The sequence below is a fragment of the Arthrobacter sp. DualSoilB13 genome, assembly GCF_055389195.1.
Window position 1 is genome coordinate 669444 of sequence record NZ_AP035865.1, and the last position, 19073, is coordinate 688516.

Consider the following 19073-nt stretch of genomic DNA (forward strand, 5'->3'; position numbering starts at 1 on the left):
TACCGAGCGACCAAAGGAGTTCTTGAATGAGTACCTCTACGCTGTCCCGGCCCAGGCCGCAGAATCTACGCAAACCCGGCAGCCGCACCCGAAGCAACCTGAGCGGCTGGGGATTCGCCGCGCCGTTCCTTGTTTTCTTCCTTGCTTTCCTGGTCTGGCCCATTCTCTACGGCTTCTACATGAGCCTCACGGGCAAGTCCCTCACTGGAGCGAACGACAGCCTCATCGGCTTCGCGAACTACGCCGAAGCCCTGGCCGACGCCGATATGTGGCGTTCCTTGGGCAACACCCTCTACTTCACGGTGATCAGCACCGTCCCATTGGTCCTCGTCGCGCTGGTCATGGCCGCGTTGCTCAATATCGGGCTACCCGCGCAGTGGCTGTGGCGCCTGTCCTACTTTGCGCCCTATCTTTTGGCATCAACCGTGGTGAGCCTGTTCTTCACCTGGATGTACAACCCTCAACTAGGCCTGATCAACGAGTTCCTCACGGGCATCGGCCTCCCCAGGGTTGCTTGGCTCAATGATCCCAACGTAGCTATGTGGGCGATCGTCATCGCCACTCTCTGGTGGACCGTGGGCTTCAACTTCCTGCTGTACCTGGCCGCGATGCAGAATATTCCGGCCCAACACTATGAGGCAGCATCGCTGGACGGTGCGGGCGCGTGGCGTCAATTCTTCTCCATCACCCTGCCGCAGCTCACTCCCACCACGGTGATGATTGTGCTGTTGCAGATCCTGGCGTCACTGAAGATTTTCGATCAGGTGTACCAGATGACCGCGGGTGGCCCCGGTGGATCCACCCGGCCAGTGGTCCAGTACATCTTTGAAACCGGGTTCACCGGTTACCGGCTGGGTTACTCGGCAGCCATCTCCTACATCTTCTTCGGACTGATCGTGGTCATCTCGGTCATGCAGTTCGTCATCACCCGCCGCAGGAGTGCATAACCATGGCAATCCCTACCCTGACCCGTCCCGCGCCACATGCCACAACCGCAGATAGCCTCACAATCCGCCAACCGCGCAAGAAGCTGACGGTGGGTAGGATCGCGGCCATCGTCGTTGCTGCCTTCATCGCAGTGCTGTGGCTGATTCCCTTCGCATGGGCCACGGCCACCGCTTTCAAAACCGAAACGGACGCCGCAGCTCCGGACGTGACCTGGCTGCCGCCGTCGGGATTTACACCCGAAGCGTTCGTGAAGGTGTTCCAGGACGGCAACATCCCGCTGTGGACCTGGAACTCGCTCTACACGTCCGCGGCCATTACGGCCATCACACTGGTGATCTCGGCACTGGTGGCCTACGCGCTTTCCAGGATCGACTTCAGGGGCAAGAAGGTGCTGATGACCGTGATCATCGCGTCCATCATCATCCCGCCGCCCGTGTTGATCATTCCGCTGTTCTACCAAATGCTGGCGCTGAACCTGATCGATACCTCGTGGGCCATTATCCTGCCGCAGGTCATCCACCCCGCCATGGTGTTCGTGCTCAAGAAATTCTTCGACCAGATCCCGCGCGAACTCGAAGAAGCGGCCGTCATGGACGGTGCCAGCCGCTTGCGGATCTTCACCCAGATCATCCTGCCGTTGTCCCGGCCCATCCTGGCCGCCGTCGCGATCTTCGTGTTCATCGGCGCGTGGAACAACTTCCTGTGGCCGTTCATCGCCACCAACGACGGCAACCTCCTGACACTCCCGGTCGGATTGCAGACCATCAAGAGCGCCTACGGCATCCAATACGCGCAGAATATGGCGTCCGCCCTGCTCGCGGCACTGCCGCTGATTGTCGTCTTCCTGTTCTTTCAGCGCCAAATCATCAAAGGCGTCGCGACGACGGGACTCGCCGGAACCTGACCGTTACCAATTTTCAACAACAGTTTCGATACACAACCAAGGAGATCCATGTCCCGCGCACGCATCACCCTCGACCGCGACTTCACCATTGGCGAGGTACCCCGCCGGCTTTTCGGCTCCTTCGTGGAGCACATGGGCCGCTGTGTTTACACCGGAATCTACGAGCCCGGCCACCCGGAGGCCGACGAGAACGGTTTCCGCCAGGACGTCATGAAGCTCGTGAAGGAACTTGGGGCCACCGTCATCCGGTACCCCGGCGGCAACTTCGTCTCGGGCTACAACTGGGAAGACGGGGTGGGCCCGCGTGAAAACCGGCCCCGCAGGCTGGACGGAGCCTGGCACACCGTGGAGACCAACGCCTTTGGCCTGCACGAGTTTGTGGACTGGTCCAAGCAGGCCGGCACGGAAATCATGGAAGCCATCAACCTGGGCACCAGGGGAGTGGACGCTGCCCGCGAGATCGTGGAGTACGCCAACCACCCCGGCGGAACCTACCTTTCAGACCTCCGTGCCAAGAACGGCCACAAGGACCCGTTCAACATCAAGCTTTGGTGCCTGGGCAACGAGTTGGACGGGCCATGGCAGATCGGCCACAAAACCGCCGACGAGTACGGACGCCTGGCACAGGAAGCCGCCAAGGCCATGAGGTTTGTGGATCCTTCCCTTGAACTGGTGGCCTGCGGAAGCTCCAGCTCTTCGATGCCGACGTTCGGTGCCTGGGAACAGACCGTCCTCACGCACACCTACGACGAAGTGGACTACGTGTCCCTCCACGCCTACTACCAGGAGCACGACGGTGACGTGGGCAGCTTCCTGGCCTCCGCCGTCGACACCGATTACTTCATCGAGTCAGTGATCGCCACCGCGGATGCCGTGCGCGCGAAGGGCAAGCACAAGAAGCACATCAACCTGTCCTTCGACGAGTGGAATGTTTGGTACCAGCGAGGCCTGGACACGGAAGACCAGCCGCACAACGTGATCAAGGCCGGCTGGCGTGAGCACCCCCGCGTGATCGAGGACAAATACAACGTCACCGATGCCGTGGTGGTGGGGACGCTGCTCAATTCGCTGCTCCGCCACGGTGACCGCGTGAAGATCGCCAACCAGGCGCAGCTGGTCAACGTCATTGCGCCCATCTTGTCCGAGGAGAACGGCCCGGCGTGGAAGCAGACCATTTTCCACCCGTTCGCGCGCATGGCCGAACTCGCCAAGGGCCAGATCCTGCGGCTCTCAGTGGACTCGGACAAGTACTCGAATGCGCGCTTTGGCGATACCGACCTGGTGGACGTCAGCGCCACGTGGAATGAGGAAACGGGCCGGGTGGCACTGTTCTTCGCCAACCGCGGGCTGGAAGAAGCTGCGGACGTGGAGGTTGCCTTGCGCGGTTTCGACGCCCGGCAGGTGCTCCGCGCAGAGGTCTTGGAGATCCCGGAGGGTGGGGACCGGTTGACCATCAACACCCAGGATCAGCCGGGCCGCGTTGGCCTGACTGCTCTGGAAGGTGTGAAGGCGACCGGTTCGGAGCTGCGCCTGACGCTGCCCGCATTGTCCTGGGCCGTCGTCGAGCTTGATGTGGTGAAAGGCTAGCCGGGTTAACGCACGACGGCGGGTGGCTGGCTAGATTGCGCAGCCGTCAGGGCCGCAGGCCTCGGCGTCGGAAGCGCCTACCGGGATGAGCGGATTGGCTTCCTGCCACGCCTGGTTCAGGGCCTGGCTGAAAAGATCGGCAGGCTGGGCGCCGGAGATGCCGTACTTGCGATCGATCACGAAGAACGGGACGCCGGTGACGCCAATAGCGCGGGCCTCGTTGATGTTCTGATTGACCTCATCCGCGTACTTGTCCGAGGTGAAGAGCTCAGCCACTTCATCTTCCGGGAGGTCCAGCGCGGCACCGAGTTCCGTGAGGTACTCCTTGCTGCCGATGTCCTTGCCGTGCTCAAAGTGATCGCTGAGGAGCTGTTCCTTGGCGGCATCCTGGCGTCCGTGGGCAGCGGCAAGGTGGATGAGGCGGTGGGCGGTGAAGCTGTTGGCCACCACCACCTGATCAAAGCGGTAGTCCAGGCCCTCGCCCTTGGCGGTCTCCGTGACGTGGGCGAACATTTGCTTGACCTGCTCGGGAGCCATGCCTTTGCGCTTGCTCAGGTAATCAAGCTCCGTGCCGTCGTAATGCTCCGGGATTGAGGGGTCCAGCTGGTAGCTCTTCCACTCAATGTCCACGGAATCGCGGTGCGGGAACTGTGCCAAGGCGGTCTCGAAACGGCGTTTGCCGATGTAGCACCACGGGCAAGCGACGTCTGACCAGATCTCAATCTTCATGCTCTCTGCAACCCTGAGCGCCGCCCGCGCATTCCATACCCGGCTGTTATTTTCCTCACCCGTTGTTGTTGCAGGCCGAGGCAAATAGTCTGTGTAAAGGGTTATGTAGCCAGCCCTTGGAATGGGGGTTTTGCGCGGAGGCACCAGCATGCGCATCGGACTCATTGTTGGCCCTTGGTTTACCGTGCCGCCCGAAAAGTACGGCGGAACTGAGCGTGTAGTGGATGCCTTGGCACGGGCGTTGGTGGATGCGGGACACGAGGTCCTGCTTGCGACGGCAGCGGACAGCACGTGCCCGGTGCCCCAGCTTCCGGGCTTTGGGCCCAGCGAGCCGGAAGAAGTCGGCCTCACACTGAGCGAGCTGGGCCATGTGATCAGGGCCTACCGGGACATGGGCGATGTGGACATCATCCACGATCACACCCTGGCCGGCCCCCTCTACTCCCACCGGCCGCAGGATGTGCCCGTTGTGACCACCATCCACGGGCAGCTCTCACCACGGGCGGCAACCCTGTACCGGGACATGGCACAAGACACCGGCATCATCGCCATCTCCCACGATCAGTGCAGCCGGGTCCAGGATCTGGAAATCTCGGCGGTCATCCATCACGGGATCGACCTTTCCGCGGTGAGCCCCGGCCGCGGCGCCGGGGGATACCTGTGTTTCGTGGGACGGATGTGCCCGGATAAAGGACTCATGGAGGCGGTGCGTATTGCCCGGGCAGCGGATGTCCCCCTGCGGATCGCAGCCAAGATGCACGCACCGGATGAACTTGCCTACTTCCATGACGTGGTGCAGCCTTCCTTGGCTTACAACGAGGAGTTCTTGGGCGAGCTCCCGGATCCGGAGAAATACGAGTTGATGGGCGACGCGATGGCCCTGCTCAACCCCATCCAGTGGCACGAACCCTTTGGGCTGGTCATGATCGAAGCCCTGGCCACGGGAACCCCCGTCCTGGCCACACCCATCGGGGCAGCTCCGGAAATCGTCAGGAATGGTGTCACCGGTTTTGTGGCGTCCACGGGAAAATTGGTGGAGTGTGTTGGCCGCATCCCGGACCTGGACCGTGAGGCTTGCAGACGCTCCGTGGAAGAATCCTTCAGCGCGCAACGCATGGCAGCGGACCACGTTGACTTTTACGCGAAGGTCATTGAGCAATTCCGCGCCGGACCTCTTCCCGGCGGGGACGTATTGCAAGAGAATCGGAGGCAAGCCCTCCAAGGCTACCCACCCTCAAGGAAAACTCCGGAGGAGGCCCGCCGGCCATGACTGCCTGGAACGAAGAGACTGAAGCCGGGGCGTCCGAGCTGGGCGCCGTTACGGTCGTCGAAGGTTCATCGTTCTGTATTTCCTCGCATTCCGGTGACATTCACGGAGGCGGTTCCCAAGGTGCCTACTATCAGGACACGAGGATCGTGTCGCGTTGGATCCTCCGGGTCAACGGGGCGCTCCGGGAGCCGCTGGTGGCCCGGAACCCCACCGCCTTCCAAGCTGAGTACCTTGGCAGGGCCTGCTCGGCAGACGGCAGGTTCGACAGCCCGCTGGTGGTCCAGCACCAAAGGCACGTGGGGGCCGGCCTGCGGGACGACATCACCATCAGGAACTATTCGAGCCAGGACGCGCCGTGCGAGATTGAACTGCTGATCGACGCCGACCTCGCTGATCTCTTCGACGTCAAGGGCGGCCGTACCAACAAAGCCGGCAACCCTGTGAAGAAGGCCCACAGGAAAGAACTGCACATCGATTCCCTCCACTCCAGCGGCCAACGCAGGGGTGTGTCGTTCCGGGCCTCAGGCGCCAAGGTTTCCGATGATGGGCTACGGTTCCACGTCACCATTCCTGCCCGCAGCCAGTGGTCCACCAGCATCATCGCCCTTCCCCTGGTCAACGGAAAAGGACCTAGCGACCCCTTTACCGAAACCACGCCGCTGCACCACACGCCGGGCGTTCGCCGCCACGTCGCATGGGAAGAGCATGTTCCCCGGATTGCCGTGACGGACGCCAACGTAGAGGAAGTCCTGGAAAGGAGCCAGCGTGATTTGGGCTCGTTGCGGATCTTCGACCCCGCACACCCAGGCCGCGCCGCCGTAGCCGCGGGTGCGCCGTGGTTCATGGCGCTGTTTGGGCGTGACTCGCTCCTTGCCTCCTATATGTCGCTCATGGTGGATCCCAACCTGGCGGCCGGAACCCTGCAGACCCTGGCCACGCTCCAAGGGACCAAGGTTGATATCGACTCCGAGGAAGAGCCGGGACGCATGCCCCACGAGGTGCGACTCGGGGTCACAGCAGGGCTCGCCCTGGGAGGGACCGCCTACTACGGAACCGCGGACGCGACGCCCCTGTTCGTCTCAACGCTCGGTGAGCTCAGCCGGTGGGGCCTCGGCACGGACATCATCGAATCCCTCCTCCCGCACGCTGACCGCGCCATCGAATGGATGGAGCAGTACGGGGACCGCGACGGCGACGGCTTCATCGAGTACCAACGGCCCAACCAGCACGGCTTGGTGAACCAGGGCTGGAAGGACTCCTGGGACGGCATCAACTTCGCAGACGGCCGCATGGCAGAGACGCCCATAGCCCTCTGCGAAGTTCAGGCCTACGCCTACGCGGCCTACGTGGGACGGTCGCTGCTGGCGCGGGCAGCGGGGGACACCGCCGTCGAACGCCGATGCGCGGACCGCGCCGAAGCGCTGAAAGCCGCCTTCAACGAAGCCTTCTGGCTCCCGGAGCGGGGCTATTTTGCCTTGGCGCTGGACAAGGACAAGAAGCCCGTGGATTCCTGCACCTCCAACATGGGGCACTGCCTCTGGGTGGGCATCGTGGATGAGGACAAGGCCCCGTTGGTGGCGGAGCGGCTGATGTCCCCTGAGATGTTCACGGGCTGGGGCATCCGGACTCTGGGCTCCGACATGGGCGCGTACAACCCAGTCAGCTACCACAACGGCTCCGTGTGGCCCCACGACACCGCGCTCGTCGCCACAGGACTGATGCGGTACGGCTTCGTGAAGGAAGCCAGCCGGGTTGCGAGCGGACTGTTCGACGCCGCCGAGTACTTTGGCGGGCAACTTCCGGAGCTTTTCTGCGGCTTTGACCGTGGCGACTTTTCGGAGCCGGTTCCGTATCCGACGGCGTGTTCCCCGCAAGCGTGGGCGGCTGCGGCGCCGGTCCAACTCGCCCGGATCCTGCTGCGGTTCGACCCCGACTTCACCCGGAACGTGCTGCACCTGGCGCCGATCCTGCCGGACGCTTATGGGTCGTTCCGCGCGGACAACGTGCTGCTGGGGCGCTCGCGGATCACCGTGCAAGCCTCCGGTTCGTCCGGTACCGTAAGCGGGCTTCCGGCAGGGCTCGAACTGCGCTCAGACCCTCGGCCGCCGCTGACGGGGGACTTGTTCGGCTAGAGCTCGTTTTCCATGACGAAGTCATGCTCCACGGTGTTGCCGAGCTTGAAAGATTTTGTGCCTACCCGCTGGAAACCGCTCTTCTCGTAGAAGCGGATGGCTTTCGCGTTCTCGCTGTTCACGCCCAGCCACACCCCGGCTGCGCCCTTGTCAGCAGCATTCGCCAACGAGGCCCTGATGAGTTCTGATGCTGCGCCCTTGCCGTGGTGGTCCGGGTGGACGTAGCACTTGCTCAGCTCGGTGGAGGGGAGCGCGGACAAGACGGATGCGACGTCGGGGTCGCTGGTCGGCTTGGCAATCAGCATGGTGTACCCGTTGAGCTGCCCGTCGTCGTCGATCACCAGGATGGTGATTTTCGCGTCGGCGAGGTAGTCCTCAAAGTTGTCTTCGCTCAGGGTCTTTTCAATGTGGGCCTGGATGTCCGCCGGTGAGGCGCCAGGCGGGCAGGCCAGCGGGAAGGTGATGGCGGCAAGCTCAGCCAGCTTCCCGGCGTCGTGCGTTGTTGCGGTGCGGATGGTTTCAGTCACGTGAGTCCCCCTTGCGAGTTTTTGGACAGCTAATGCCCCCAAGAACGAATCTTAGGGGCATTAGCTGTACGAAAAAGTCCTGTTACTCCGCCTTGACCGCCAGCACCGGGCAGTCCGCCTCCAGCAGGATCCGTTGGGACACGCTGCCCATGATGAGCTTGCCCACCGGGCTGCGGCGGCGAAGGCCGATCACAATCAGGCTGGCGTCATTTTCGTCGGCGGCGTCCAGGACCTCGGCCGCTGCGTCATGGCCGCGGACCGGCTGCTTGATGATGTGCTGGATTCCATGGTCCGCCAGCCGCTCCTCGATGCTTTGGATATCCGGTTCCTGGGCGTACCGGTTATCCACCAGGGCGTCGCCCTTGGAGGAGTTGATGACCAGCAGTGTGTCGTTGCTCTTCTTGGCCTCGGCAATGGCTTGCGTCAGTGCCGCTTCGCCTTCCGGTGTGGGGACGTATCCCACCACGATGGTCATGGTTTCTCCTTGGTGTATTTGTAGTTGAAAGGGCGGCTGGCCTTGACAGGCGCCAGGCTAGCCGTCGCCATCACCGTCCGCCGTTCCGTCCGCGCGGTGGCTGCCGTGGCTTACGCCGCCGGCTTCCCTCGGGACAGTCGCCCCGGAATTCCCCGGGATCACGGTGGCTGGCATTGGCCGATTGCGTCGGATGAGCTTGTAGATGAACGGCCAGGCCAGGATGATCGCCACGATGATGTAGACCACAATCGCGATGGGTTCGCTGAAGAGGCCTGCGGGGTCGCCCGCGCTCAGTTGCAGCGTCTTGCGGAGCTGGCCTTCGATGCGCGGGCCAAGGATGACGCCGAGGATTAGCGGCAGGACCGGGAGCCCGAAGCGCCGCATCATGAAGCCCAGGGCGCCCAGTACCAGCAGGATCACCAGGTCGAAAGCCTGCAGATTCACTGAGTAGGCGCCCAGCGTGGCAAAGAACAGGATGCCTGCGTAGAGGTATGGGCGGGGGAGTTGCAGCAGCTTGGCCCAGACCGGTGCCAGGGGCAGGTTGATCAGCAGCAGCAGGAAGTTGCCAATGAACAGGCTCGCGATCAACGCCCACACCAGGGGGCCCTGGCTGGAGAATAGCTGCGGTCCTGGCTGGATGCCGTAGGACGTGAAAGCTGCGAGCATGACGGCGGCAGTTGCGTTGGTGGGCAGGCCCAGGGCAAGCATGGGGGTCAGTGTTCCTGCAGCGGCTGCGTTGTTGGCCGCTTCCGGCCCGGCGACGCCCTCAATAGCGCCCTTGCCGAACTCCTCGGGGTGCTTGGTGAGTCGTTTCTCCGTGACGTAGGAGAGGAAGGTGGGTATTTCGGCGCCACCGGCGGGCAAAGCACCGAACGGGAAACCAAAAGCGGTGCCGCGCAACCAGGGCTTCCAGGAACGCTGCCAGTCCTTCTTGCCCATCCATGGGCGACCAACGGGAATCACGTGCAGCGGGGTCCGGCGCAGGTGGGCGGCAACCCAGAGCGCTTCACCCACGGCGAAGATGGCAACAGCCACCACCACAATGTCCAGGCCGTCCACCAGCAGGGGCTGGCCGAAGGTCAGGCGGCGTTGGCCGGTTACCGAGTCGATGCCCACCAGCCCGATTGCGAGGCCCAGGGCCAACGAAGCGAAGCCGCGGAGTCTTGAGGAACCAAGGACTGCGGTGACGGCAAGGAGGGCCAGAATCATGATCGCGAAGTAGCTGGGAGCGCCCAGGCTGACGGCGAATTGCACCACAATAGGTGCGAAGACGGCCAGCAGGGCAGTGCCGATGGTACCGGCAATGAAGGAACCGATGGCCGCAGTGGCAAGCGCCTGCGCGGCCCTGCCCGCCTTGGCCATCTTGTTGCCTTCGATGGCCGTCACCACCGACGACGATTCTCCCGGTGTGTTGAGGAGGATGGAGGTGGTGGAACCGCCGAACATGCCGCCGTAGTAGATACCGGCGAACATGATGAAGGCACTGGTGGGCTCCAACGCAGCGGTCACCGGCAGGAGCAAAGCCACAGTCATGGCCGGGCCAAGTCCGGGAAGGACGCCGACGGCGGTGCCCAAGAGGACGCCGATTACGGCGAACAAGAGGTTCATGGGGGTCAGGGCGGTGGCGAAACCGTCCATCAAGGAGGACCAGACGTCCATTAGAGGATTCCTTCCAGGAGCCCGGCCGGCAGTGCGATGCCCAGGCCGAGGTAGAAACCGTAGAAGGTCAGCAGGGCCAGGGCGACGGAAATGAGGCCGTCACGAATGTAGCGGCGGCTGCCCAGTGCCAGCACACTGCCCCAGAAGAGCACCGTTCCGGAAATGACCCAGCCGGCCCAGTCGATGAGCAGGATATTCAGGATGAAAGCTCCTGCCAGGGGAAGGACAGTCTTCCAATCTGCAGAGTGGGCGAGGTCCACGTCTTCGCCGCCTTCGGCTTCACCCTTGCCGCCCCGGAGGACGTTGATGGCAAGGAGGATGGCGCAAATAATCAAGAGTCCGGAAACAATGAACGGAACAGTCTTCGGACCCACCGGGTCCGACTGGGAGTACGGGGTCACCAGGCCGTTCGCATCCAGGAAGACCAGGACGCCCACCGCGCCGAGCAGGAGGGCTACCCCCAGCTCGGCGCGGCCTTTAAGGCCTGTGGCTAAGGAGCTCACGCCAACCCGAGCTTGGTGAGGACGTCCGCCACCCGCTTGTCCTGGTCAGTCAGGAATGTCTTGAACTCGTCACCGGTAACGAACGCATCGGACCAGCTGTGGGTCTTGAGAGCTTCCTTCCATCCAGCGGATGCGTGCATCTTCTCAAGGGCGGCGATCAGGGACTTCTTGTCGTCCTCGCTGATGCCCGGAGGGGCCACAACGCCACGCCAGTTGGTGAAGACCAGGTCAATGTTGGATTCCTTCAGTGTGGGAGCGTCCACACCGTCCAGGCGGTTCTCGCCACTGGTGGCCAGTACGCGGATCTCACCGGACTTGATCTGCTGCAGGTACTCGCCGGCACCTGAAGCGGCGAAGCCCAGCTTGTTACCGAGGATGGCCGGCAAAAGGTCGCCTCCGCCGTCGTAGGAAACAAAGTTGACCTTTGTGGCGTCAATGCCAACAGCGCCGGCCAACTGCATCGGCAGGAGGTGGTCCGGACCGCCGGGAGAGGAGCCGCCGCCAACCGAGATGGAAGCAGGATCGGCTTTCCATGCCTTCACCAAATCATCAATGGTCTTGTACGGGGAGTCTTTGCCCACCATGATGGCGCCCGGTTCCTCGATGAGCTTGGCCAGCGGGGTGGTTTCGGTCAGCTTGGACTCGGACTTGTTGGTGTAGCTCGCCCCAACAACGCCCAGACCCATGAGCATGGTGAGATCACCGTTGCCCTTCTCGTTGACGATGCGGGCCAAGCCCACGGTGCCGCCCGCACCGGCAAGGTTGAAGACCTCGGTGTTGGTGGAGATTTTCTCGTCGTCCAGGACCTTCGCAGCTGCACGTGCAGTGGTGTCGTAGCCACCGCCGGGGGTGTTGGGAACCATGATCTGGAGGCCGGTGATGGGTCCTGCTGCGCCGGTGCTGTCAGAACTGGTGGACTTGCCTGTGGCACCGCAGCCGGTGGCCATCAGGGCGATGCCGGCGGCGACGGCGGCGACTCGCAATGCGCGGATCTGGCGCATGGTGTTCCTCTTCTCATCATCGAAAATTCAGTGCAGGGCGATCAGCGTTGTGCCCCGTTGATTTGATGCTAGGTCCGTAAGTGACAGGGATCACTCTTGTGTTCGCAGTGATCTTTAAGTTCATTGCGTTCACGGTTTTTGACGGTCTGAGCTGGCCCTCTGTACCACTGGGGTCTTCTGTGCCGCTGGGGTATAGTTCCGATACGCCAGGGGGAGCAGTTGCCCGCACCCCGCTCACAGGCGCCACCAAAGGAACCCAGCAGTGACGCGATTGACTCGACGGCCTCGAAGACGAGGGATGTCCTTGGCAGGGCAATACCTTGTGCTGCAGTTGCTGATCGTCCTGGCGGTTCTTGTTGCCGTGGTGGCTATTTCGCTGGCGCAATCCGCCGCCGCCTTCGAACGGACCGAAGGCCGCCGGGCGCTTTCTGCAGCCGAAGCCCTGGGCAACAACCCTACGGTGCGTGCACTGCTACCTGCTGCCGAACCCCGCACCGGATCAGCACTTCCCGCCGTTGCCGAATCTGTCCGCACCGTCTCCGGATCCTCCCACGTGGCGCTCGCCAGGATGGACGGCACCGTGGTGGCCTCCTCAGATCCAAGCCTGGTGGGGCAGTCGATGCCGCTCGGTGACAGCAGGGTCATGGAAGGCCGTGCCTGGACAGGCGTCTTGCCGGGCAGTAACGGTGCCGTACTTTCCGCCCACGTCCCCGTCCTGGACGACGCTGGAACAATGATCGGCATAGCCTCCATCAGCCGGAACTACCCTTCCACCATCGAGCGGCTGGGAGACGCCGTTCCCAACCTCCTCACCTATCTGGGCGTGGCCAGTGTCCTCGGAGTGGCCGGATCCCTTCTGCTGTCCCGCCGCGTCAAACGGCAAACCCTGGGCATGGAACCGCGGGAAATCACGGGGCTCGTGGAAAACCGTGAAGCGATGCTGCAGGGCCTCAAAGAAGGTGTGGTGGCGCTGGATCCCCACGAGCGCATCACAGTGGCAAACCAGAGCGCCCGGCAACTCCTTGGCCTGCCACCGGACTGCGTGGGTAAAAAGCTGCGATCCCTGCACGTGGATCCTGCACTGAAAATCGTCCTTACCCGTGAGCAGTCAGACCCCGATCAGCTGGTGCTCGTCGGGGAACGGCTGGTAGTCATGAACCGCGTGGCCCTCCACTCGCACGGCCGCGACATCGGCTCGGTGACAACACTGAGGGACCGGACCGAGCTATCCTCCCTGGAGAGCGAACTCGGCGCCACCCGCACCGTCACGGACACCCTGCGGGCCCAAGCCCACGAGTTCGCCAACCAACTCCACGTCATCTCCGGACTCATCCAAATCGGCGAATACGATTCCGTAGTCCAGTTCGTCAACGGCGCCACACTGGACCGGACCAGGCTCAACGACGACGTCACCAGCCGCATCCAGGACCCCGCGCTCGCAGCCCTCCTCATCGCGAAAGCCAGTCTTGCCACCGAGCGCGGCGTGGAACTGCAGCTGGACCCGCAGTCCGCGCTGCCGCGCGTCAACGAGGAACTGTCGCGGGACCTCACCACGGTGGTGGGCAACCTGGTGGATAACGCGTTCGACGCCGTTACCGGCCTTCAGGGGGCATCGGTCCGGGTGTTGGTAGCAGACTCCGGTGACGAGGTGGCCGTCACGGTCCGGGACAACGGCCCCGGCGTACCCTCCAGCTCCGCCGAGGACATCTTCCGGCAGGGCTTCTCCACCAAAGAGCCCGGCCCGGGAGACGCCCGCGGTTTTGGCTTGGCGTTGTCACGGGTGATCTGCCGGCGATCCGGAGGGGACCTGAGCTTCTCCAACGACCATGGAGCGGTGTTCTCAGCACGCTTCAGCAACAAGGGGGCAACTCAGCCGTGATTAAAGTACTGATCGTCGACGACGACTTCATGGTGGCCAAGGTCCATGCCGGGTTCATCCAACGGACGCCCGGCTTCGGAGTGGTGGGCGTGGCCCATACGGGTGCGCAGGCCCTGGTGGAGACCGAGCGGCTGCAGCCGGACCTGGTGCTGTTGGACATCCATCTCCCGGACATCAACGGGCTTGACCTCATGCACCAGCTCCGCGATATTGCCCCGGAGCTGGATGTCCTGGTGATCAGCGCTGCCCGCGAAGTGGAGACTGTGCGGAAGGCTTTGCGCGGCGGCATAGTCCATTACCTGATCAAGCCGTTCTCCCAATCCGACCTACAGGAGCGGCTGGAGCACTATCTCAGTGCTTACCAGGGCCTGGACGCGTCCAAGGTTGAAGCGGAGCAATCCGATGTAAACCGCGTCTTCGGGTTGAGTGTTTCCGAGCGGACCCTTCCCAAGGGCTGCAGCGTGGAGACGCTCGAATTGGTTGAATCGGCGCTCAAGTCTGCGCCCGGTGACCTCTCAGCCGCCGAGCTTGCAGAACAGTTGGGTACGTCCCGGGTCAGCGCCCGTCGTTACCTTGAGTACCTCCACGACGAGGGGGCGCTGGAGGTCAGACTCAAGTACGGCGTCGGACGCCCTGAAAGGCGATATGTGCTGAAGGGGCGGTGAGTCCTGAGGGGTGCGAATCAGTGCTGGTTGATATCATGACGGTGGCCCATGGCGACTACCAGAACAATAAGTTGAGCGTCCCGGATCTCATAGATAATCCGGAAGTCGCCGGTACGGACACGCCAGTCACCACTGTTGCCGGATAGCTTTTGCCTCTGGCGGGCGAGGTGTTTCGGCGAGGAGTTCAATAGCAGCCTGAATACGTCGGCGTGCGTCCGGCGGGAGCTTTCGCAACTGACGGACGGCGGCAGGCGCGAGCTGCACTGAATAGCTCAAGCCAAGCCCAGCTCCGCTTTGACTTCCTCCCATGGCACGGCACCACTGCCGGTCTTGGTCATTTCGGTTCGAGCAGCTCAGTGCCGCGACGCGGCGACCACGGCGCAGCAAATACACCGGTTCGTGGCTTACTCGCGCGGTATCAACCGCTTCGGAAAGCCGACTTCGCGCAACAGTGACTGTCATCTCGCTCATACACCAATTAGGCTTTTCTACGCTGAAATGTGCATTTCAGCGCTAGGTGCTCATGCGGTCGGGTTCCAGCCCAATGCCGGCCCCAGCTTCCCGGCGATGTCGCTAAGGATCTGCACGTAGTCCTCGTGGTCAAAACTGAACGGCAGGGCGAAGGCGACTTCGTCCACTTCCTGAAAGCCCTCATGGGCGTACAGTTGCGCGGCGATTTCGTCGCTGGTGCCAATAAGGTCCTTTGCGAAAAGCATGCCCTTGGGCCCCTGCGGAGCGCTGGTCCGCGGAGTGCGCTGATCGACGTAGCGCTGGTATTTCTCCTGCTGGGCCGCGGAAGCCGAATCGGTGGGGATGACCACCAGGCCCTGCGAAGCCCGGGCGGTGTTTCCGGACGCTGCTGCGGCTTCACGGTACGCCCGGATCTGTGATTGTTGGACCCTGGCAAAGTCCGGTTCCTGGTCCTTATCCGGGAAAATCACGCTGCTGGACAGCAGATTGAAGCCGTTGGCCCCCGCCCATACGGCCGACTTCATGCTGCCCGCCCCGTACCAAAGGCGGCTGCGCAGTCCGGGTGAGTGCGGCTCCACCCGGTTGGAGTACTCCTCCACAACGCCCTGCTTGCCGGAGAAGTCCCTTACTTTTTCGCCTGCCACCAACCGTGCGAACCGGTCCACGCGGGCATATGAGAAGTCTTCTGATTCCGAAGAATCCGGGTACAGCTCATGCTTCACGGTGTGGTAGTTCATGGGTTCGCCCACGCTCAGCCCCGGATTGATCCGTCCCCCCGCGAGTAGGTCCACGGTGGCCAGGTCCTCTGCCAGGCGTAACGGGTTTTCCCAACCCAGCGGCGTTACTGCGGTGCCGAGTTCAATCCTGGACGTGCGTTGGCTGGCGGCGGCCATCACCGCCACGGGGGAGGAGATGCCGAACTGCAGATGGCGGTGCCGCAACCATGCGCTGTCGAACCCCAGCCGCTCGCCGAGTTCAATGATCTCCAGCGTGGATCGGTGCCCGGCGGCCGGATCGGTGGGGTCGAACAGGCCGATGGTGAGGAATCCAAGCTTGCGGAGGGGATGTTCTTGGGTTGGCATGGGCTTCCTTCGGGCTGGGCGTGAGGTTACTGCCCAGAATAATTGCCGGTACCGAGGACGACGGCGGGACGTTACCTTTTGTGATGGGTGCACGTTACGCCAAGCACAGCTTCTTCACAGCGACGTGACTGATGACGGCTTCCAAGGTCCAAGGTACCGCTTTGGTACCATCGAACCATGGCTATGAATCTGCGCGTCCCAGAAGACCTCGATCGACGGCTGGAGAAGTTGGCCGCAGAGGAACACACGTCCAAGTCCGCACTCCTGTTGCAGGGGGCAGAGTTGGTTCTGCAGCGTCATGCGCGTCGACGCGAAATCAGTGAAGGCCTTGATTTCGTGATGAGTCATGATGCTGAGCTGCTGACGCGCCTTGAGGACGCGTGACAGCGTACCTGGACATTGAAGACGCCCTTCAAGTCGTTGACCGGTACGGCTTTCATATTCGCGATGTTGGCTTGTTGGCCTCGGCGTTGGCCAGGCCGGCTACAACTGTCATGGGAGCGGAAGCCTATCCTGATCTTGCAATTAAGGCAGCTGCGCTATTGGAGTCTGTCGCCCGGTTCCATCCCCTCATAGATGGGAACAAGCGAACTGCGTGGACGCTCATGGTGCTGTTGCTGTGGATCAACGGATATAAGCATGACTTCACCACGGAAAAAGGCTTCGAGCTTGTGGTTGGAGTCGCCGCGGGCGCCATCGAACTGCGGGATTCTTCCGCTGAGATTTCTCAGCACTTGGTGCCCCGCCGCTAGACCCCTACCGTCTTCAGGTAGTTCCGTATTCCGTCCACCACCATCTGGTGGTCCTCGTCAGAGCTCAGCCCCGAAACCGTGACAGCACCGATCACACCGGCTCCCCGGACGCGGATGGGGAAGGAACCGCCGTCGAGGGTGTAGTCCTCGGGGGCAAGCCATCCGCCGCCCAACGGGTTGCGCTCGGCGAATTGTTCACCCAACAATGCCGTACTGTGCTCGAATCGCAGCACGGCGGCGGACTTGCGGCGGATCCACTCTTCCTGGTCGCCCGTGGCACCGGGCAGGACGCAGCGGAACAGCACAATGTTGTGCCTGCGGATATCGATCGCGACGCCGAAGTCCGACGCGATGGCGTGGTTGGCGATCAGTGAGCCGAGTCGCCATGCGTCATGGTGATCGAATGAACCGAACACCAGTTCATCTTCCTGCTGCTTCAGCTCCACCATGCGTGCAGATTCGCTCATGCCGCACCAACCCGGTCAGCGTCGTAGCTCAGTCCTACCTGGCGCCGGATTTCGTCCATGGCGGCCATGATGGCCACGGTCTCGGCTGGCGGCAGGATGGTTCCGGCAGTCTCACCTGAGCGGATCAGGCGTTCCAGTTCAGCAGCCTGATACTGCATGCCGCGGCTGGTGACGGGCTGGTCATACCGCTCAATGACACTGCCGTCCACGGCATGAACGGTGAAGGGAACCGGGTTGTACCATGTGCTTTCTATGTCGATCCACCCTTCGCTGCCGATCACCATGGCACGGTTGGCGCCGGCGGCGTCGAGTTCGCAATCCACCATCGCCTGGGCACCACTGGCGTATTCGAAGATTGCTGCGGTCTGACGATCGACTCCGGTGGCCGACATGGAGGCGCTGGCCTTTATGGACGCAGGAGTGCCCAGGATGTCGAAGGCAAAGGAAACCGGGTAGATGCCCAGGTCCAGCAGCGCCCCGCCGCCCAGGGCGGGATCGTTGAGCCGGTGGGCGGGATCCTTGGGAAGGCTCTGGTTGTGGGTGGCCACCACCTTGCGTACCGCACCGATGGTTCCTGAAGCGATGATGTCCCGGAGGCGAATCATGTGCGGCAGGAACCGGGTCCACATGGCCTCCAGCGCCACGAGCCCCTTGGATTCCGCGAGGTCAACAATGTCCTGTGCCTGGCGGGCATTCATGGTGAACGCCTTCTCCACCAGGACGTGCTTGCCCGCATTCAACGCCAAGAGGGCGTTCTCATGGTGGAAAGGGTGCGGCGTGGCCACGTAGACCACATCAACCAGGGGATCTGCAACAAGGTCCTCATAGCTGCCATGCGCGGTGGCCACGCCGTACTCCCCAGCGAACGACTCACTCGATTCTAACGATCGCGATCCCACGGCTTGCACCGTGAAACCGTTCTCCTTCAAGTCCTTGGTCTGGAGCCCTGCGATGAATCCTGTGCCGAGGATTCCCCAGCGGATAGTTCCATCAGAGGTGCCGTTGCTGAGGGTCACGTGCTTAGTCCTTGCTGCTGAAGGCGGCGTCGAAGGAGGTCTGCGAAGCCGGGAAGTCGAACTTCTTGAGGGCGGCCAGCGCTTCCGGGGCGCCGTGGAGTCGGTCCATTCCTGCGTCTTCCCATTCTACGGAGATGGGGCCGTTGTAACCGATGGCGGTGAGGGCACGGAAGGACGATTCCCAGGGCACGTCGCCTCGTCCTGCGGAGACGAAGTCCCAGCCACGGCGGGGATCTCCCCAGGGCAGGTGCGAGCCCATGACGGTGTTCCGGCCGGTGGGGCGCAGCTTGGTGTCCTTGCAGTCCACGTGGTAAATCCGGTCCTTGAAGTCCCAGATGAAGGACACGGGATCGATGCCCTGCCACATGAAGTGGGACGGGTCCCAGTTCAGGCCGAACGCTTCGCGGTGGCCGATCGCTTCGAGGGTCCGGACGGTGGTCCAGTAGTCGTAGGCGATCTCGGACGGGTGGACTTCGTGGGCGAAGCGGACGCCGCATTCGTCGAAGACGTCCAGGATGGGGTTCCAGCGGTCGGCGAAGTCCTGATAGCCGGCGTCGATGACCTTCTCCGGGACGGGAGGGAACATGGCGACGTACTGCCAGATGGAGGAGCCGGTGAACCCGACGACGGTGTCCACGCCGAGGGCGCGGGCGAGGCGGGCGGTGTGTTTCATTTCTTCGGCGGCGCGTTGGCGGACGCCTTCGGGTTCCCCGTCGCCCCAGACGCGTGAGCCGACGATCGCTTCGTGGCGGAAGTCGATGGGGTCATCGCATACTGCCTGGCCCTTGAGGTGGTTGGAGATGGCCCAGACCTTGAGGTTGTACTTTTCCAGGACAGCGAGTTTGGATTCGACGTAGCCGGGTTCGTCCCAGCGCCAGGCGTCCAGATGGTCTCCGGAGACGGCGATTTCCAGGCCGTCGTAGCCCCAGCCGGAAGCAAGACGCGCGACTTCCTCGAAGGGGAGGTCGGCCCACTGGCCGGTGAACAGGGTGTACGGGCGGGGCAT

Annotated in this window: 20 protein-coding genes; 9 read left to right on the forward strand and 11 right to left on the reverse strand. The window is 62.7% G+C overall.

The window, feature by feature from the left end; genetic code table 11:
• Window positions 1-26: 26 nt before the first annotated feature.
• From ACZ5J0_RS03275 to arfA, 3 genes are read left to right on the forward strand one after another with little or no spacing between them, the layout of a single operon-like run.
• On the forward strand, window positions 27-947 hold the full coding sequence (locus ACZ5J0_RS03275; RefSeq protein ID WP_223941724.1) for a carbohydrate ABC transporter permease: 921 nt from the start codon (window positions 27-29) through the stop codon (window positions 945-947).
• A 2-nt stretch (window positions 948-949) separates the two neighbouring features.
• Complete coding sequence (locus tag ACZ5J0_RS03280; protein WP_464094162.1) at window positions 950-1852, forward strand: carbohydrate ABC transporter permease; 903 nt, start codon at window positions 950-952, stop codon at window positions 1850-1852.
• A 48-nt stretch (window positions 1853-1900) separates the two neighbouring features.
• Window positions 1901-3439, forward strand: a complete 1539-nt coding sequence (arfA, locus tag ACZ5J0_RS03285) for an arabinosylfuranosidase ArfA (protein WP_464094163.1) — start codon at window positions 1901-1903, stop codon at window positions 3437-3439.
• A 30-nt stretch (window positions 3440-3469) separates the two neighbouring features.
• Here the strand turns inward: arfA and ACZ5J0_RS03290 are convergent, their stop codons facing one another.
• Complete coding sequence (locus ACZ5J0_RS03290) at window positions 3470-4168, reverse strand: DsbA family oxidoreductase (protein WP_464094164.1); 699 nt, start codon at window positions 4166-4168, stop codon at window positions 3470-3472.
• 148 nt (window positions 4169-4316) lie between these two features.
• Here ACZ5J0_RS03290 and ACZ5J0_RS03295 point away from each other — a divergent pair, with 148 nt between their 5' ends.
• A complete protein-coding gene (locus ACZ5J0_RS03295) occupies window positions 4317-5438 on the forward strand; it encodes a glycosyltransferase family 4 protein (protein WP_464094165.1) in 1122 nt (373 codons plus the stop codon).
• Window positions 5435-7570: an amylo-alpha-1,6-glucosidase gene (locus ACZ5J0_RS03300; RefSeq protein WP_464094166.1), complete on the forward strand. Its 2136-nt coding sequence runs from the start codon at window positions 5435-5437 to the stop codon at window positions 7568-7570. The genes ACZ5J0_RS03295 and ACZ5J0_RS03300 overlap by 4 nt, the downstream gene beginning before the upstream one ends.
• Here ACZ5J0_RS03300 and ACZ5J0_RS03305 read toward each other — a convergent pair.
• The 5 genes from ACZ5J0_RS03305 to ACZ5J0_RS03325 all read right to left on the reverse strand — a co-directional run bounded on the left by ACZ5J0_RS03305 (window position 7567) and on the right by ACZ5J0_RS03325 (window position 11735).
• On the reverse strand, window positions 7567-8097 hold the full coding sequence (locus tag ACZ5J0_RS03305; protein ID WP_166841335.1) for a GNAT family N-acetyltransferase: 531 nt from the start codon (window positions 8095-8097) through the stop codon (window positions 7567-7569). The genes ACZ5J0_RS03300 and ACZ5J0_RS03305 overlap by 4 nt on opposite strands.
• 82 nt (window positions 8098-8179) lie before the next feature.
• Complete coding sequence (locus tag ACZ5J0_RS03310) at window positions 8180-8572, reverse strand: universal stress protein (RefSeq protein ID WP_142936728.1); 393 nt, start codon at window positions 8570-8572, stop codon at window positions 8180-8182.
• Window positions 8573-8629: 57 nt separating this feature from the next.
• Complete coding sequence (locus tag ACZ5J0_RS03315; RefSeq protein WP_464094167.1) at window positions 8630-10231, reverse strand: tripartite tricarboxylate transporter permease; 1602 nt, start codon at window positions 10229-10231, stop codon at window positions 8630-8632.
• Window positions 10231-10734 (reverse strand): tripartite tricarboxylate transporter TctB family protein, encoded by a 504-nt coding sequence (locus tag ACZ5J0_RS03320; RefSeq protein ID WP_142936726.1) that lies wholly within the window; start codon window positions 10732-10734, stop codon window positions 10231-10233. The genes ACZ5J0_RS03315 and ACZ5J0_RS03320 overlap by 1 nt, the downstream gene beginning before the upstream one ends.
• Window positions 10731-11735, reverse strand: coding sequence for a Bug family tripartite tricarboxylate transporter substrate binding protein (locus tag ACZ5J0_RS03325; protein WP_142936725.1), 1005 nt, complete (start codon window positions 11733-11735; stop codon window positions 10731-10733). The genes ACZ5J0_RS03320 and ACZ5J0_RS03325 overlap by 4 nt, the downstream gene beginning before the upstream one ends.
• A 298-nt stretch (window positions 11736-12033) precedes the next feature.
• On the opposite strand from ACZ5J0_RS03325, the gene ACZ5J0_RS03330 reads away from it, so the two are divergent.
• A complete protein-coding gene (locus ACZ5J0_RS03330; protein ID WP_464094168.1) occupies window positions 12034-13614 on the forward strand; it encodes a sensor histidine kinase in 1581 nt (526 codons plus the stop codon).
• A complete protein-coding gene (locus ACZ5J0_RS03335) occupies window positions 13611-14279 on the forward strand; it encodes a response regulator (RefSeq protein ID WP_142936724.1) in 669 nt (222 codons plus the stop codon). The genes ACZ5J0_RS03330 and ACZ5J0_RS03335 overlap by 4 nt, the downstream gene beginning before the upstream one ends.
• 17 nt (window positions 14280-14296) lie before the next feature.
• On the opposite strand, the gene ACZ5J0_RS03340 is transcribed toward ACZ5J0_RS03335, so the two are convergent.
• Together ACZ5J0_RS03340 and ACZ5J0_RS03345 are read right to left on the reverse strand one after the other, a co-directional pair.
• Window positions 14297-14467, reverse strand: a complete 171-nt coding sequence (locus ACZ5J0_RS03340; RefSeq protein WP_464094169.1) for a type II toxin-antitoxin system RelE family toxin — start codon at window positions 14465-14467, stop codon at window positions 14297-14299.
• 333 nt (window positions 14468-14800) lie between these two features.
• A complete protein-coding gene (locus ACZ5J0_RS03345; protein ID WP_464094170.1) occupies window positions 14801-15832 on the reverse strand; it encodes an LLM class flavin-dependent oxidoreductase in 1032 nt (343 codons plus the stop codon).
• 177 nt (window positions 15833-16009) lie between these two features.
• Between ACZ5J0_RS03345 and ACZ5J0_RS03350 the strand changes: the two genes are divergently transcribed.
• On the forward strand, window positions 16010-16216 hold the full coding sequence (locus ACZ5J0_RS03350; RefSeq protein WP_223941739.1) for a ribbon-helix-helix protein, CopG family: 207 nt from the start codon (window positions 16010-16012) through the stop codon (window positions 16214-16216).
• Window positions 16213-16584, forward strand: a complete 372-nt coding sequence (locus ACZ5J0_RS03355) for a type II toxin-antitoxin system death-on-curing family toxin (protein WP_464094171.1) — start codon at window positions 16213-16215, stop codon at window positions 16582-16584. The genes ACZ5J0_RS03350 and ACZ5J0_RS03355 overlap by 4 nt, the downstream gene beginning before the upstream one ends.
• Here the strand turns inward: ACZ5J0_RS03355 and ACZ5J0_RS03360 are convergent.
• The 3 genes from ACZ5J0_RS03360 to ACZ5J0_RS03370 are packed head-to-tail and all read right to left on the reverse strand — an operon-like array spanning window position 16581 to window position 19073.
• A complete protein-coding gene (locus ACZ5J0_RS03360) occupies window positions 16581-17051 on the reverse strand; it encodes a heme-degrading domain-containing protein (RefSeq protein WP_142936721.1) in 471 nt (156 codons plus the stop codon). The two genes, ACZ5J0_RS03355 and ACZ5J0_RS03360, sit on opposite strands and share 4 nt — an antisense overlap.
• Window positions 17048-18067: a Gfo/Idh/MocA family protein gene (locus ACZ5J0_RS03365; RefSeq protein WP_464094172.1), complete on the reverse strand. Its 1020-nt coding sequence runs from the start codon at window positions 18065-18067 to the stop codon at window positions 17048-17050. The genes ACZ5J0_RS03360 and ACZ5J0_RS03365 overlap by 4 nt, the downstream gene beginning before the upstream one ends.
• A 4-nt stretch (window positions 18068-18071) precedes the next feature.
• The gene (locus ACZ5J0_RS03370; RefSeq protein ID WP_250819640.1) at window positions 18072-19073 is read right to left on the reverse strand and encodes a sugar phosphate isomerase/epimerase family protein; all 1002 of its coding nucleotides are present in this window, start codon (window positions 19071-19073) and stop codon (window positions 18072-18074) included.

Coding starts and splice junctions, on each gene's coding strand:
- ACZ5J0_RS03295 (WP_464094165.1), top strand. CDS start 4,317: ATGCGCATCGGACTCATTGTTGGCCCTTGGTTTACCGTGCCGCCCGAA.
- ACZ5J0_RS03300 (WP_464094166.1), top strand. CDS start 5,435: ATGACTGCCTGGAACGAAGAGACTGAAGCCGGGGCGTCCGAGCTGGGC.
- ACZ5J0_RS03310 (WP_142936728.1), bottom strand. CDS start 8,572: ATGACCATCGTGGTGGGATACGTCCCCACACCGGAAGGCGAAGCGGCA.
- ACZ5J0_RS03350 (WP_223941739.1), top strand. CDS start 16,010: ATGGCTATGAATCTGCGCGTCCCAGAAGACCTCGATCGACGGCTGGAG.
- ACZ5J0_RS03360 (WP_142936721.1), bottom strand. CDS start 17,051: ATGAGCGAATCTGCACGCATGGTGGAGCTGAAGCAGCAGGAAGATGAA.
- ACZ5J0_RS03325 (WP_142936725.1), bottom strand. CDS start 11,735: ATGCGCCAGATCCGCGCATTGCGAGTCGCCGCCGTCGCCGCCGGCATC.
- ACZ5J0_RS03330 (WP_464094168.1), top strand. CDS start 12,034: ATGTCCTTGGCAGGGCAATACCTTGTGCTGCAGTTGCTGATCGTCCTG.
- ACZ5J0_RS03275 (WP_223941724.1), top strand. CDS start 27: ATGAGTACCTCTACGCTGTCCCGGCCCAGGCCGCAGAATCTACGCAAA.
- ACZ5J0_RS03280 (WP_464094162.1), top strand. CDS start 950: ATGGCAATCCCTACCCTGACCCGTCCCGCGCCACATGCCACAACCGCA.
- ACZ5J0_RS03370 (WP_250819640.1), bottom strand. CDS start 19,073: ATGCCCCGCCCGTACACCCTGTTCACCGGCCAGTGGGCCGACCTCCCC.
- ACZ5J0_RS03345 (WP_464094170.1), bottom strand. CDS start 15,832: ATGCCAACCCAAGAACATCCCCTCCGCAAGCTTGGATTCCTCACCATC.
- ACZ5J0_RS03290 (WP_464094164.1), bottom strand. CDS start 4,168: ATGAAGATTGAGATCTGGTCAGACGTCGCTTGCCCGTGGTGCTACATC.
- ACZ5J0_RS03315 (WP_464094167.1), bottom strand. CDS start 10,231: ATGGACGTCTGGTCCTCCTTGATGGACGGTTTCGCCACCGCCCTGACC.
- arfA (WP_464094163.1), top strand. CDS start 1,901: ATGTCCCGCGCACGCATCACCCTCGACCGCGACTTCACCATTGGCGAG.